General features: G+C 74.7%; 14 protein-coding genes. 2 read left to right on the top strand and 12 right to left on the bottom strand.

Annotated features, from left to right (window positions below):
• Positions 1–50: 50 nt before the first annotated feature.
• Genes ACZ5OX_RS10230 through tsaB form a run of 4 tightly spaced genes read right to left on the bottom strand, consistent with a single transcriptional unit; the run spans position 51 to position 2,608 of the window.
• Positions 51–359, bottom strand: a complete 309-nt coding sequence (locus ACZ5OX_RS10230) for a hypothetical protein (protein WP_465629470.1) — start codon at positions 357–359, stop codon at positions 51–53.
• A complete protein-coding gene (gene tsaD / locus ACZ5OX_RS10225; protein ID WP_465629469.1) occupies positions 356–1,447 on the bottom strand; it encodes a tRNA (adenosine(37)-N6)-threonylcarbamoyltransferase complex transferase subunit TsaD in 1,092 nt (363 codons plus the stop codon). Before tsaD ends, ACZ5OX_RS10230 begins: the two co-directional genes overlap by 4 nt.
• Positions 1,440–1,928 (bottom strand): ribosomal protein S18-alanine N-acetyltransferase, encoded by a 489-nt coding sequence (rimI, locus tag ACZ5OX_RS10220; protein WP_449788300.1) that lies wholly within the window; start codon positions 1,926–1,928, stop codon positions 1,440–1,442. Before rimI ends, tsaD begins: the two co-directional genes overlap by 8 nt.
• A 23-nt stretch (positions 1,929–1,951) precedes the next feature.
• The gene (gene tsaB, locus ACZ5OX_RS10215) at positions 1,952–2,608 is read right to left on the bottom strand and encodes a tRNA (adenosine(37)-N6)-threonylcarbamoyltransferase complex dimerization subunit type 1 TsaB (protein ID WP_465629468.1); all 657 of its coding nucleotides are present in this window, start codon (positions 2,606–2,608) and stop codon (positions 1,952–1,954) included.
• Between the two features lie 155 nt (positions 2,609–2,763).
• Here tsaB and ACZ5OX_RS10210 point away from each other — a divergent pair, with 155 nt between their 5' ends.
• The gene (locus ACZ5OX_RS10210; RefSeq protein ID WP_465629622.1) at positions 2,764–3,336 is read left to right on the top strand and encodes a hypothetical protein; all 573 of its coding nucleotides are present in this window, start codon (positions 2,764–2,766) and stop codon (positions 3,334–3,336) included.
• A gap of 133 nt (positions 3,337–3,469) precedes the next feature.
• Here ACZ5OX_RS10210 and ACZ5OX_RS10205 read toward each other — a convergent pair whose 3' ends face one another.
• The 6 genes from ACZ5OX_RS10205 to glmS form a co-directional block, all read right to left on the bottom strand.
• Positions 3,470–3,664: a hypothetical protein gene (locus tag ACZ5OX_RS10205; protein WP_392867288.1), complete on the bottom strand. Its 195-nt coding sequence runs from the start codon at positions 3,662–3,664 to the stop codon at positions 3,470–3,472.
• Between the two features lie 112 nt (positions 3,665–3,776).
• A complete protein-coding gene (gene tsaE, locus ACZ5OX_RS10200; protein ID WP_392867290.1) occupies positions 3,777–4,274 on the bottom strand; it encodes a tRNA (adenosine(37)-N6)-threonylcarbamoyltransferase complex ATPase subunit type 1 TsaE in 498 nt (165 codons plus the stop codon).
• Positions 4,275–4,388: 114 nt separating this feature from the next.
• Positions 4,389–5,633, bottom strand: a complete 1,245-nt coding sequence (locus ACZ5OX_RS10195) for an alpha/beta fold hydrolase (protein ID WP_465629467.1) — start codon at positions 5,631–5,633, stop codon at positions 4,389–4,391.
• On the bottom strand, positions 5,630–6,829 hold the full coding sequence (alr, locus tag ACZ5OX_RS10190; RefSeq protein ID WP_465629466.1) for an alanine racemase: 1,200 nt from the start codon (positions 6,827–6,829) through the stop codon (positions 5,630–5,632). The genes ACZ5OX_RS10195 and alr overlap by 4 nt, the downstream gene beginning before the upstream one ends.
• 105 nt (positions 6,830–6,934) lie before the next feature.
• Complete coding sequence (locus ACZ5OX_RS10185; RefSeq protein ID WP_465629465.1) at positions 6,935–8,446, bottom strand: NAD(P)H-hydrate dehydratase; 1,512 nt, start codon at positions 8,444–8,446, stop codon at positions 6,935–6,937.
• 250 nt (positions 8,447–8,696) lie between these two features.
• A complete protein-coding gene (gene glmS / locus ACZ5OX_RS10180) occupies positions 8,697–10,553 on the bottom strand; it encodes a glutamine--fructose-6-phosphate transaminase (isomerizing) (protein ID WP_449788181.1) in 1,857 nt (618 codons plus the stop codon).
• 99 nt (positions 10,554–10,652) lie between these two features.
• On the opposite strand from glmS, the gene coaA reads away from it, so the two are divergent.
• Entirely contained in the window at positions 10,653–11,648 is a 996-nt protein-coding gene (gene coaA / locus ACZ5OX_RS10175; RefSeq protein WP_392867308.1) for a type I pantothenate kinase, read from the top strand.
• Positions 11,649–11,715: 67 nt separating this feature from the next.
• Here the strand turns inward: coaA and glmM are convergent, their stop codons facing one another.
• Both glmM and rpsI read right to left on the bottom strand, forming a co-directional pair.
• Positions 11,716–13,080: a phosphoglucosamine mutase gene (gene glmM / locus ACZ5OX_RS10170; protein WP_449788180.1), complete on the bottom strand. Its 1,365-nt coding sequence runs from the start codon at positions 13,078–13,080 to the stop codon at positions 11,716–11,718.
• 165 nt (positions 13,081–13,245) lie between these two features.
• Positions 13,246–13,749: a 30S ribosomal protein S9 gene (rpsI, locus tag ACZ5OX_RS10165; protein WP_224273932.1), complete on the bottom strand. Its 504-nt coding sequence runs from the start codon at positions 13,747–13,749 to the stop codon at positions 13,246–13,248.
• Between the last annotated feature and the right edge of the window lie 3 nt (positions 13,750–13,752).

Raw genomic sequence — 13,752 nt, 5'->3', positions numbered from 1 at the left:
GCACGGTAACGACCGGGCCCACGGTTCCCGACCGGGGGCTACTCGACGGACTACTCGGAGGGCTGCTCGACGGACTGCTCGACGGACTGCTCGACGGACTGCTCGACGTGCTCGCTGGTGAAGGACCAGCGGTGCACCGGGCGGCCGAGCAGTTCGGCCGGCGGGTCGGCGACGGGCACCGGCTCGCCGGTCCACCAGGCGATCAGCAGCACCCTCTCCCCCGGGGCCGAGAGCAGTTCGAGGCGCTCCAGCCCGGCCGAGCCGCGGAGTCCGGGCAGCGCCGACTCCCGCACCCAGGCGGCGAGTTCGGCCCCCCGGCCGGCGGCCGCCCGGGCCTCCCACATCGCGGCGACGGTCATGCCGCGCCACCGCCGAGGGCCTCGTAGGCCTGGCCGTGGAAGTCCGTGTGCGGCACGTGGACCTCGGTGACGGGCAGCGAGGAGTCCGCCGACAGGTCGAAGGCGGACGGCGCGCGGTCGCGCCACACCATCTCGGAGCCCAGCGCCGCGACCATCGCGCCGTTGTCGGTGCACAGGCCCGGCCGGGGCACCCGCAGCCGGATGCCGGCCCGGTCGCAGCGCTGCTGGGCCATCTCGCGCAGCCGCGAGTTGGCCGCCACGCCGCCACCGATCATCAGGTGGTCGACGCCGTTGTCCTTGCACGCCTTGACGGCCTTGCGGGTGAGCACGTCGGTGACCGCCTCCTGGAAGGACGCCGCCACGTCGGCGATCGGCACCTCCTCGCCGGCCCGGCGCTTGGCCTCGACCCAGCGGGCGACAGCGGTCTTCAGGCCGGAGAAGGAGAAGTCGTACTCCGGGTCGTTCCTGCCGCTCAGGCCGCGCGGGAAGGCGATCGCCTTCGGGTCGCCCTCGCGGGCCGTGCGGTCGACGATCGGGCCGCCGGGGAAGCCGAGGCCGAGCACCCGGGCGACCTTGTCGAAGGCCTCGCCGGCCGCGTCGTCGATGGTCGCGCCGAGCGGGCGGACGTCGCTGGTGATGTCCTCGCTGAGCAGCAGCGAGGAGTGCCCGCCGGAGACCAGCAGGGCCATCGTCGGCGAGGGCAGCCGGCCGTGCTCCAGCTGGTCGACGCAGATGTGCGAGGCGAGGTGGTTGACCCCGTACAGCGGCTTGTCCAGCGCCCACGCGTACGCCTTCGCGGCGCTGACGCCGACCAGCAACGCGCCGGCCAGGCCGGGGCCGGCGGTGACGGCGATGCCGTCCAGGTCGGTCGCCTTGATCCCGGCGGTGTCCAGCGCGCGCTGGATGGTCGGGACCATCGCCTCCAGGTGCGCCCGGCTGGCGATCTCCGGGACGACGCCGCCGAAGCGGGCGTGGTCGTTGACGCTGGAGGCGACCGCGTCGGCCAGCAGCGTGGTGCCGCGCACGATGCCGACGCCGGTCTCGTCGCAGGAGGTCTCGATGCCGAGGACGAGCGGTTCGTCAGCCATGGCGGGGGTCCTCAATGTCCTTCGGGTCGGTGCTGTCAGTGCTCGGGTGGTCGAGGCGCATCACCAGCGCGTCGACGTTGGCGGGCTGGTAGTAGCCGCGCCGGATGCCCACCGGTTCGAAGCCGTGGCGCTCGTACAGCCGCTGGGCGCGCGGGTTGTCCACCCGCACCTCCAGCAGCAGCTCGGCGCACTCGCGCCGGGCGGCCTCCCGGATCAGGTCGGTGAGCAGCGCCGCGCCGAGGCCGGCGCCCTGGTGGCGCTCGTCGACGGCGATGGTCTGGACGTCGCCCTCGCCGGCGATCGCCATCAGCCCGGCGTAGCCGACGATCCGGCCGTCCGGGGCGGTCGCGACGGTGTAGTGGCGGGTGCCGCCGGGGTGGGACTCGGCCAGCTCGGACCAGAACATCCCGGCGGACCAGGCGTCCTCGGGGAAGAGCCGCAGCTCCAGCTCCAGCACCGGCGCGATGTCCCACCAGCGCATCGGGCGCAGGGTGGTGCCGTGGTTCACGCCGGGAGCACCGCCTTGTAGCCCGCGGGGACCTGGGCGTCCGGGCGGCGCAGGTACAGCGGGTGGTTCGGCAGCAGCTCGCGCCCGGCGGCCAGTTCGGCGGCGGCGAAGCCGGCCAGCGCGCCGGCCGAGACGTGCGCGGGGTCGTGGGCGCCGGGGAAGGCGTCGGGGTAGAGCAGCGCGCCGGCGCCGACGGAGCGTTCCTGCGGGGTCAGCTCGGCCGGGCGGTCCACGCCGGGGCCCTCGGTGCGGCGGCCCTCGGCGTCGTACGAGGCCCAGTAGACCTCCTTGCGGCGCGCGTCGGTGGCGACCGTGAACGGCTGCCCGGCCAGCCCCTCGGCGCGGGCCTGGAAGGCGATCGCGTCCAGGGTGCAGACGCCGTGCACCGGCAGCCCGAGCGCGTGGCCGAGCGCGGCGGCGGTCACCAGGCCGACCCGCAGGCCGGTGTACGGGCCGGGGCCGACGCCGACGGCGATGCCGGTCAGCCGGTGCTTGTCCACACCGGCGGCCCGCAGCACCTGGTCGATCGCGGGCAGCAGCAGTTCGCCGTGGCGCCTGGCGTCGACCTGGTGGGTCTCGGCGAGGACGGCCGTGCCGTCGTGGACGGCGGCGGTGACGGCGGGGGTAGCGGTGTCGAACGCGAGCAGCAGCACGGGGTCAAGGTTAGACCGACGTTGGGCCGACCGGCCGATCGGCAAGGTGTACCACCCAGGAACACACATCCGAGGCGCTGCGACCCGCGCGGATGAACCTGGCACGATGGGGCCGTACGTAAAGGGACGGCGGCGGGAGCGGCAACGTGGCGAAGATGGGTCCTGGAGTGGTGGTCACGGGGTTGACCCTGGGGGCCCTGGCGGTGGTGAGCCTGCTGGCCTTCCAGGCCAACGGCGCCCAGGACCGGGCGGGCGGCGCCAAGCCCACCGCCACCACCACGGCGACCGGCACGGCCACCGCCGCGGCGCCGACCGCCGCACCCACCCCGACCGTCCCGGCGCTGCCGGCCGGCGCCGTCTCGGGCACCGGCATCCGGGTGGTGTACTCGATCGGCAGCCACTACGTCTGGCTGGTCGACCCGAAGAAGACCCCGCAGGTCGCGGCCGCGTTCCCGGTCACCCCGGGCTCGGTCGAGCCGGCCCCCGGCAGCTACGCGGTGTACAGCCGCACCCAGACCACCACCGGGTCGGACGGCAAGCAGATCGAGCACGTGGTGCGCTTCGCGCAGCAGAACGGCGTGGTGTTCGGCTTCAGCGCGGCGGTGGACGGCGCGACGCCGACCGTCGACCCGAGCGCCAAGACCGGCGGCATCCGCAGCGGCCGCCCGGAGGGGCAGCTGCTCTGGGACTTCGCGCCCAAGGACACCAAGGTGGTCGTGATCGCCTGATCCGGGCGGCCCGCTCAGGGCCAGGCTGGTCCGGGCGGCCCGGGGCGTCCGCGCCTCGGGCCGTTCGCGCTGCCCCGGCCGGGGTTCGGGCAGCCTGTCCGGGCGGCCCGCTCAGGGCCAGGGAGGACCGGCCTCACGCGGCCCGGGGCGTCCGCGCCTCGGGCCGTTCGTGCTGCCCGGGCCGGGGTTCGGGCGGAGTGGACACCGCCTCGGCGGCCGCGCAGGCGGCCAGCAGCGCCCGCATCGGCTCTCCCGGAGCGCGGCGGGCGGAGTCTCCGGCCCCGGCGGCGGGGACCGCGCGCTTCGGGACGGGGGTGGGGCTCGACATGGCGCCTCCCTAGTTAGGCAGACCTAACCGCAGCACCCATCCCACCACGCCCGGCACCCCGCCCGCAACATCTTGCCGACAGCTTGTCGGCAACGTGTCGGCAACGCTTCGGCTATCCGAGGTCCGCCAGCGCCGCGTCCGCCCAGCGCGGGCCGATGCCGGTGAGCACCACCCGGCGCGGGTCCTGGTCGTCGCCGTCCGCGGTGTCACCGATGGCACGCTCGATCCGGACCTCCAGCCGGTCCTCGGACAGCCGCTCGACCTTGCCCTCGCCCCACTCGACCACGACCACCGACTCGGGCAGCGAGACGTCCAGGTCGAGGTCCTCCATCTCGTCCAGGTCCCCGCCCAGCCGGTACGCGTCCACGTGCACCAGCGCCGGGCCGCCGACCAGCGAGGGGTGCACCCGGGCGATCACGAAGGTCGGCGAGGTCACCGCCCCGCGGACCTGCAGGCCCTCCCCCAGGCCGCGGGTCAGCGTGGTCTTCCCCGCCCCCAGCTCGCCGGAGAGCAGCACCAGGTCCCCCGGCCGCAGCAGCGCGGCCAGCTCCCGGCCGAGCCGGCCCATCCGCTCCGGGGTTGGGACGGTGAGAGTGGCGTGCGAGCCCATGCGCGTGTCTTGCCCTTCGGTCCGTACCGGCGCACCGACCACCGGCCGCCACCGCTACCGTGCCACATCCGCGCGCCCCCGTGCGGCGGGCGGGGCCCTGAGCCGGGCCCGGGATCACACCGGATCGGCGACGCTCTCCACGGCCCGCTCCCGGGCCAGGTCGAGGACGGCCGCGGGCAGCGGCGCCGCCCCGGCGAAGCCGGCGGCCCGGCGCAGCAGCCGCGCCAGCTCGTGGTCGACCAGCTCGGGGCGCTCCAGCATCACCAGGTGCCCGGCGCCCTCGGCCAGCACCAGCTCGGCGCCTGGCAGCCGCTCGGCGATCGCCTCGCTGTGCGTCGAGGGCGTCAGCAGGTCCTTCGTCCCGGCCAGCACCAGCGCGGGCAGGCCGCGCAGGGCGACCAGCGCCTCGTACTTCTCGTGCGCCCCGAACACCGGGTAGAACTCGGCGACCACGTCGATCGGGGTGGCGTCCAGCAGCTGCTCGGCGAAGCGCACCACGCCGGGGTCGACGTCCCGGCCGCCGAAGGAGAACCTCCGGTAGAACAACGCGGCCACGTCCGAGCCCAGCCGCCTGGTCGCCTCGACCAGGTCGACCTGGCGGCCCAGCAGCTTCACCATCCCGGGCGCGACCTTCTTGAACAGCTTCGCGCCGGCCTTCGGCAGGCCCAGGCTGACGTCGTTCCAGTCCCCGGCGAGGGTCCCGACCAGCGCCACGCCGGCGACGCGCTCGCGGAACAGCTCCGGGTGCTGGTCGGCCAGCGCCATCACCGTCATGCCGCCCATCGAGTGGCCCACCAGCACCAGCGGCCCGGTCGGGGCGACGGCGTCGATCACCGCCTTGAGGTCGCCGCCCAGCTGGTCGATGCCGGCCGGCTCCCCCGCCAGGTAGGAGCGGGAGCGCTCGGAGCGGCCGTGGCTGCGCTGGTCCCAGAAGACCAGCCGCATGCCGTCGCGCAGCGCGGCCCGCTGGAAGTGCCAGCTGTCCTGGTTGAGGCAGTAGCCGTGGCAGAACACCACGGTCAGCGGTTCCGGATGGTGGCTCGCCGCGCGGCCGTCGCCGTCCGGCTCGCTCCAGCCGGTGCCGTCCAGCTCGACGTACAGCTCGGTGCCGTCCGGCGCCGCCACCGTCCGCGGACGGCCGCGCAGCGAGCCGTACGGGGCGTTCGCGTCCAGCTCGGCCCGGGCCCGGCGGCGCATCGCCCGGCCGACGGTCAGCCGCTCTATCGCGACGCCCGCGGCCGCCCCGGCCGCCAGCACGCCGACCGAGATCCCGATCACTCCCGCCCGGCTCACCCCGGCGGCGCCGGCCGCCTTGGCGACCGCCGCGACCGGGCCTCGCTCGGCCGGTGCGTCGGTCATGCCGACGGGCCCTCGGCGTGGCTGCCGCCCAGGTAGCGGCGGGGCACCCGGGCGCCGATCCGGGTGATGATCTCGTACGAGATGGTGCCGCAGGCGCGGGCCCAGTCCTCGGCGGTGGGCTCGCCGCGCTCGCCGTTGCCGAACACCAGCACCTCGTCGCCGATCTCCGGGGTGTCGCCGCCGAGGTCCACCACGAACTGGTCCATCGCGATCCGGCCGGCCACCGTGCGCCACTTGCCGTCGATCTGCACCGGGCCGGTGCCGCTGGCGTGCCGGGGGATCCCGTCGCCGTAGCCGAGCGGCACCAGGCCCAGGGTGGTCTCGCCCGGCGTCGTGTAGTGGTGGCCGTAGCTGACCCCGTGTCCGCCGGGGACGTGCTTGACCAGCGCCAGCCGCGCGGTCAGCGCCATCACCGGGCGCAGCCCGAAGTCCGCCGGGGAGCCCACCTCGGGCACCGGCGACAGCCCGTACGCGGCCAGGCCGGTGCGGACCAGGTCGAAGTGCGCCTCGGGCAGCAGCAGGGCGGCCGGGGAGTTCGCCAGGTGCCGGACCTCGGGGCGCAGCCCGGCGGCCTCGGCCGTGGCCAGCGCGGTGCGGTAGGAGTCCAGCTGGGCCTGGATCGACGGGTGGCCGGGCTCGTCCGCCGCGGCGAAGTGCGACCAGACGCCGACGACCGTCAGCAGTCCCTCCGCCTCGGCCCGGCGGGCGGCGGCCACCAGCTGCGGCCAGTCGCGCGGCTGACAGCCGTTGCGGCCGAGGCCGGTGTCGGCCTTCAGGTGCACCCGGGCCGGGATGCCGGTCTCGCGCACGGCGGGCAGCAGCTCGTCCAGCGCCCACTGGCCGCTGACCGAGATGTCCAGGTCCGCGCGCAGCGCCTCGCGCCACGGGCCGCCCGGCGTCCACAGCCAGCACAGGATGCGGGCCCGCTCGGGGCGGATGCCCGCGGCCCGCAGTGCCAGCGCCTCGTCCGGGGTCGCGCAGCCGAGCCAGCCGACGCCGTTCGCGACCGCCTCCCGGGCACACTCGACCGCGCCGTGGCCGTAGGCGTTCGCCTTGACCGCGAGCATCACCGCCGCGTCGCCGACGCGCTCGCGCAGCGCCGCGAGGTTGCCGCGCAGGGCGGCGAGATCGATGGTCGCCTCGGCCCGTACGCCGTCGGTGAGGGTGGCCGTGCCGGTCGTGTTCGCAGTTGTCATCAGGGTCAGTCTCCCAGACGTCCCGGAGTCCTCGCCGAACGGCCCGTCGGACACGACGGCCCCCTACGACGCGCCGACGTGCGGCGGACCGCCCGTTCACCCCGTTCAGGACGCCGCGACCGGACGTTCCGGTTCCGGCGCCCACCCCTCGCGGACCGCCCGCCACACCGCCGGCAGCGCCCCGGCCACCGCGAGCGCCGTCGTCGGGGCGCCCGGCGCGCCCGCCGCCTCGCGGCCGGCCAGGCCGTGCAGGTAGGCGGCCACCGACGCGGCGTCCAGCGGCGCGAGGCCCGCCGCCAGCAGGGAGCCGGCCAGCCCGGCCAGGACGTCGCCGCTGCCGGCGGTGGCCAGCCAGGAGGTGCCGGTCGGGTTCACCCGGACGGCCCCGCCCGGGTCGGCGACCACCGTGGTGGAGCCCTTCAGCAGCACCGTCGCGCGGTAGTGCGCCGCCAGCCGGCGGGCGGTGGCCAGCCGGGCCGCGGCCAGGTCGTCGGCGGCCGGCGGCGCGCCGCCCTCGGCGCCCGCGAGCAGCCGGGCCGCCTCGCCGGTGTGCGGGGTGAGCAGGGTGGGCGCGGTGCGGCCGGCCAGCGCGCCCGGGCCGAGCCGGCCCAGCTCGGTCAGCGCGTCCGCGTCCACCAGCACCGGGACGTCGCCCGCCAGCGCCTCGGTCAGCGCCTGCCGCGCCCCCTCGCCGCCGCCCGGCCCGACCACCCAGGCCTGCACCCGCCCGGCACCGGCCGGGCCGCCCTCGGTGACGAGCGTCTCCGGGAAGCGCCGCACCACCTCCTCGGCCGCCGTGCCCACGTACCGGACGGCGCCCGCGCCGCCGTGCAGCGCCCCCGCCACGGCCAGCAGCGCCGCCCCCGGGTACGTCGCCGAGCCGGCCGCCACCCCGACGACGCCGCGCCGGTACTTGTCGCTCTCCGCGTCCGGCACCGGCAGCAGCGCCGCCACGTCCGCGTGCTGGAGCGCCGTCACCTCCGCGGCGGGCGGCTCCAGCCCGATGCCGACCAGCTGCACCACGCCCGCGTACGAGGCCCCCGGGTCGACCAGCAGCCCGGGCTTGTACGTGCCGAAGCAGACCGTGACGTCCGCCCGCAGCGCCGCGCCCGGCACCTCGCCGGTGTCGGCGTCCACCCCGCTCGGCAGGTCCACCGCCACCACGGTCCCGGACCGCCGGGCCCGCGCGTACGGCTCCGCCTCGGGGCGCAGCCCGCCCCGGCCGCCGATGCCGACGATGCCGTCCAGCACCAGGTCCGCGCGCGAGAAGTCGGCCAGGCCGACTTCCTGCTCCACCGTCACCCGTCCGCCGGCGGCCCGCAGCGCGGCCAGCCCGCCCGGGTGCGCCTTCTCCGGCGTCAGCAGCACCGCCGTCACCCGCGCTCCGCGCCGGGCCAGCGCGGCCCCGGCGTACAGGGCGTCACCCCCGTTGTCCCCGCTGCCCGCCAGCACCGTCACCCGACCGCCGTACACCCGCCCCCGACGCCGCGTCAGCAGCCGCGCACAGGTCGCCGCCAACCCCGCCGCCGCCCGCTGCATCAACGTGCCCTCCGGCAGCCGCGCCATCAGCTCCGCCTCCGCGGCCCGGACGGTTTCCACAGGGTGTGCATGACGCATGACGGGTCTCCCTCGGCGATCGGCGTACCACCGACGCTAGCCCGCGCCGCGGCCCCACGGCAGGCCGGACTGCGGCACACTTTCGAGTGACACCCACTTCGATGCCCCACCGGTGCCGGTCCGTACGCCTACCTTGTGGCTCGGCACGGACCCACAGGAGGGAGAAGGGCCACCCGCCCCGTTCTCCTTCACGCTGGACACGGCGCCCCTGCGGTAGGGCACAGCCACCGCAGGGGCGTCGTGGTCGTCACTACTCGACGGTGACCGACTTCGCCAGGTTGCGCGGCTGGTCGACCTCGTGGCCCTTGGCCGTGGCCAGCTCGCAGGCGAAGACCTGGAGCGGGACGGCGGCGACCAGCGGCTGGAGCAGGGTCGGGGTGGCCGGGATGCGGATCAGGTGGTCCGCGTACGGGACGACGGCCTCGTCGCCCTCCTCGGCGATCACGATCGTGCGGGCGCCGCGGGCCCGGATCTCCTGGATGTTGGAGACGATCTTGTCGTGCAGGATCGACCGGCCGCGCGGCGAGGGCACGACCACCACCACCGGCAGCCCCTCCTCGATCAGCGCGATCGGGCCGTGCTTGAGCTCGCCCGCCGCGAAGCCCTCGGCGTGCATGTACGCCAGCTCCTTGAGCTTGAGCGCGCCCTCCAGGGCCACCGGGAAGCCGACGTGGCGGCCGAGGAACAGCACCGAGCGGGCGTCGGCGAGCGAGCGGGCCAGCTCGCGCACCGGCTCCATGGTCTCCAGGACCTGCTCGACCTGCTTCGGCGCGTCGCCGAGCTCCTTGATGACGGCGAAGATCTCGTCGCCCCACTTGGTGCCGCGCACCTGGCCCAGGTACAGGGCGACCAGGTAGCAGGCGACCAGCTGGGTCAGGAACGCCTTGGTGGAGGCGACCGCGACCTCCGGGCCGGCGTGGGTGTACAACACCGCGTCCGACTCGCGCGGGATGGTGGAGCCGTTGGTGTTGCAGATCGCCAGCACCTTGGCGCCCTGCTCGCGGGCGTGCCGCAGGGCCATCAGGGTGTCCATGGTCTCGCCGGACTGCGAGATGGCGATGACCAGCGTGCCCGGGCCCATGATCGGGTCGCGGTAGCGGAACTCGGAGGCGACCTCGACCTCGCAGGGGATGCGGGTCCAGTGCTCGATCGCGTACTTGGCGATCATGCCGGCGTGGAACGCCGTGCCGCAGGCCACGATGACGACCTTGTCGACCGAGCGCAGGTCGGCGTCGGAGATCCGCAGCTCGTCGAGGGTGAGCCGGCCGTCGGTGCCGATCCGGCCGAGCAGGGTGTCGGCGACCGCCTTCGGCTGCTCGGCGATCTCCTTGAGCATGAAGTAGTCGTAGCCGCCCTTCTCGGCGGCGGAGGCGTCCCAGTCGACGTGGTATTCGCGCACGTCGGCCGGGGTGCCGTCGAAGTTGGTGACGGTCACGCCCTCGCGGCGCAGCTCGACCACCTGGTCCTGGCCCAGCTCGATCGCCTCGCGGGTGTGGGCGATGAAGGCGGCGACGTCCGAGGCGAGGAAGTTCTCGCCCTCGCCGCGGCCGACCACCAGCGGCGAGTTGCGGCGGGCGCCGACGACCACGTCCGGCGCGTCCGCGTGCACGGCCACCAGGGTGAAGGCGCCCTCCAGCTGACGGCAGACCACCCGCATGGCCTCGGCGAGGTCACCCGCGTAGGCCTCGCCCAGCAGGTGGGCGACGACCTCGGTGTCGGTCTCGGACCGGAGGGTGTGGCCGCGCTCGGCGATCTCGGCGCGCAGCTGGGCGAAGTTCTCGATGATGCCGTTGTGCACCACGGCCACCCGCTGCCGGTCGTCCAGGTGGGGGTGGGCGTTGGCGTCCGTCGGGCCGCCGTGGGTGGCCCAGCGGGTGTGGCCGATGCCGGTGGTGCCGCCGGGCAGAGGGGACTCGGCGAGCGACTTCTCCAGGTTGGCGAGCTTGCCCGCCCGCTTGTCCGTGGCCAGGCTCCACTGCCCCTCGGAGTCCTGGACCTGCACCGCGACACCGGCCGAGTCGTAACCCCGGTACTCCAGGCGCTGCAAGCCTGCGATTACTACGTCGAGGGCGGACTGAGCGCCCACGTATCCAACAATTCCGCACATGCGTGCCAGCATAAGGGCGGTTCTGTGGCTGTTTTCCCGCCGCGCGCGAACGCTGCGTGACCGACACCACAGCAACCGTGAACGTCGCGACGGCTCACAATGGAGCATGTGCTGACCGAACTCTGTACGCGGGGCGCCGCCACGCCCGGCCCGTCCCCGTCTCCCTACGTGGACCTCAGCCGGGCCGAGTGGAGCGCGCTGCGCGAGCGTACGCCGCTGCCGCTGAGCGCCGAGGAGGTGGAGCGGCTGCGCGGCCTCGGTACCGCCCTCGACCTGGACGAGGTCCGCGACGTCTACCTGCCGCTGTCGCGACTGCTGAACCTGTACATCCACGCCACGCACGAGCTGCGCGGCGCGCTGGGCACCTTCCTGGACACCCCGGACACCGAGCGCACCCGCACCCCGTTCATCATCGGCGTGGCCGGCTCCGTCGCGGTCGGCAAGTCGACCACCGCCCGTCTGCTCCAGGCGCTGCTCGCCCGCTGGCCCGAGCACCCCCGGGTCGAACTGGTCACCACCGACGGCTTCCTGCTGCCCAACGCCGAGCTGCGCCGCCGCGGCCTGATGGCCCGCAAGGGCTTCCCGGAGTCGTACGACCGCCGGGCGCTGATGCGCTTCGTCGCGGACGTGAAGGCGGGCAAGGAGCGGGTCAGCGCGCCGGTCTACTCGCACCTGGTGTACGACATCGTGCAGGGCGAGCGGCTCACCGTGGAGCGCCCGGACATCCTGATCGTCGAGGGCCTGAACGTGCTCCAGCCGGCCCTGCCCGGCACCGACGGCCGCACCCGCCTCGCGGTGGCCGACTACTTCGACTTCTCGATCTACGTCGACGCCCGGACCGACGACATCGAGCACTGGTACCTGGACCGCTTCCGCAAGCTGCGGCAGACCGCCTTCCAGGACCCGAACTCCTACTTCCGCCGCTTCACCGAGGTGCCGGAGGAGGAGGCGATGGAGTACGGCCGGCAGGTCTGGCGCACCATCAACAAGCCCAACCTGCTGGAGAACGTCCTGCCGACCCGCGGCCGGGCCACCCTGATCCTCCAGAAGGGCCAGGACCACAAGGTCCGCCGGGCGCTGCTGCGCAAGCTCTGAGGCGTCCTCGGAGCAACACCGACGGCCCCCACCGGAACCCGGTGGGGGCCTCGTGCCGTACGGGGGCTCAGCCCAGGTGGGTGCGCACCGCCTCGGCCAGCCGCTGCGCGACCGCCTCGGCCTGCGCCGGGTCGGCGGCCTCGACCATCACCCGGACCAGCGGCTCGGTGCCCGACGGGCGCAGCAGCACCCGGCCGGTGGAGCCCAGCTCGGCCTCGGCGCCGGCGACCGCGGCGGCCAGCTCGGTGCTGGTCCGCACCCGGGACTTGTCGACGCCCTTGACGTTGATCAGCACCTGCGGCAGCCGGGTCATCACGGCGGCCAGGTCGGCCAGCGGCTGCTTGGTGGCGGCCAGCCGGGCGCCCAGCATCAGGCCGGTCAGGGTGCCGTCGCCGGTGGTGGCATGGTCCAGCAGGATCACGTGGCCGGACTGCTCGCCGCCCAGCGCGAAGCCGTGCTCCTTCATCGCCTCCAGCACGTAGCGGTCGCCGACGGCGGTCTCCACCAGCTCGATGCCCTCGCGCTCCATCGCCAGCTTGAAGCCGAGGTTGGACATCACGGTGGCCACCGCGGTGTTGCGGCGCAGGGTGCCGGCCTCCTTCATGGCGACGGCGAGGATGGCGATGATCTGGTCGCCGTCCACCTCGTTGCCCTCGGCGTCGGCGGCCAGGCAGCGGTCGGCGTCGCCGTCCAGGGCGATGCCCAGGTCGGCCTGGTGCTCCTTCATCGCGACGCGCAGCCGGTCCAGGTGGGTGGAGCCGACGCCGTCGTTGATGTTGAGGCCGGTGGGCTCGGCCCCCAGGGTGTGGACCACCTCGGCGCCGGCCCGGGCGAAGGCCTCGGGGGCGACGTAGGCGGCCGCGCCGTGGGCGCCGTCGATGACGACCTTGACGCCGTCCAGGCGGTTGGGCAGTACGCCGATCAGGTGGGCGACGTACTTGTCGAAGCCCTCGGTGTACTCGCGCACCCGGCCGACGGCAGCGCCGGTCGGACGGTTCCAGTCCTCGTCGCCGAGCGAGTGCTTGCGGTAGTGGGTCTCGATCGCGTCCTCGATCCGGTCGTCCAGCTTGTGGCCGCCGCGGGCGAGGAACTTGATGCCGTTGTCCGGCATGGCGTTGTGGCTGGCGGACAGCATCACGCCGAAGTCGGCGCCGAGCGCGCCGGTGAGGTACGCCACGGCCGGGGTGGGCAGGACGCCGACCCGCAGGACGTCGACGCCCGCGCTCGCCAGACCGGCGATGACGGCGGCCTCGAGGAACTCGCCCGAGGCACGCGGGTCACGGCCGACCACCGCGACCGGCCGGTGGCCGTCGAAGGCGCCGGCCTCACCGAGCACATGGGCCGCCGCGACCGACAGGCCGAGGGCCAGCTCCGCCGTCAGGCCCTCGTTGGCCACCCCGCGCACGCCGTCCGTACCGAAGAGTCGTCCCACTGTCCCGTCCTCCATCACCACTGCTCGGAACCCAACCGATGATCCCGGCCGCCGCACAGTAGCCGGGGAACACGTCGCCCCGGAGTACGCGAGGTACTCCGGGGCGACGGTTTCGCGCAACCAGGGGGTGCGCCGCCAGGGCGGACCGCACCCCCGGGGAGGCGATTAGCGCTTGCTGTACTGCGGCGCCTTGCGGGCCTTCTTCAGACCGGCCTTCTTGCGCTCGACGGCGCGGGCGTCACGGGTCAGGAAGCCGGCCTTCTTCAGCGCGCCGCGGTTGTTGTCCACGTCGGCCTCGTTCAGGGCACGGGCGACGCCGAGGCGCAGCGCGTAGGCCTGGCCGGAGACGCCGCCACCGCTGATGCGGGCGACGACGTCGTAACGGCCGTCCAGCTCCAGGAGCTTGAAGGGCTCGTTCACGGTCTGCTGGTGCACCTTGTTCGGGAAGTAGCCCTCGAGGGTGCGACCGTTGATCTTCCACTGGCCGGTGCCGGGGACGATGCGCACGCGGGCGATCGCCTCCTTGCGACGGCCCAGGCCGGCGCCGGGGACGGCCTCGCCGAAGCGGCCGGCCAGCGACTCGGAGGTGTAGCTCTCCTCGGAGGTGTACTCGCCCTCGACGACGGTCTCGTCGAAGTCGACCTCAAGGGTTTCAGTGGTCTCGGCCACGGT

The organism is Kitasatospora sp. NPDC032121 (assembly GCF_055580145.1).
The sequence above is the reverse complement of the archived record's forward strand: the minus strand, read 5'-3'. Positions and strand labels throughout refer to the sequence as shown.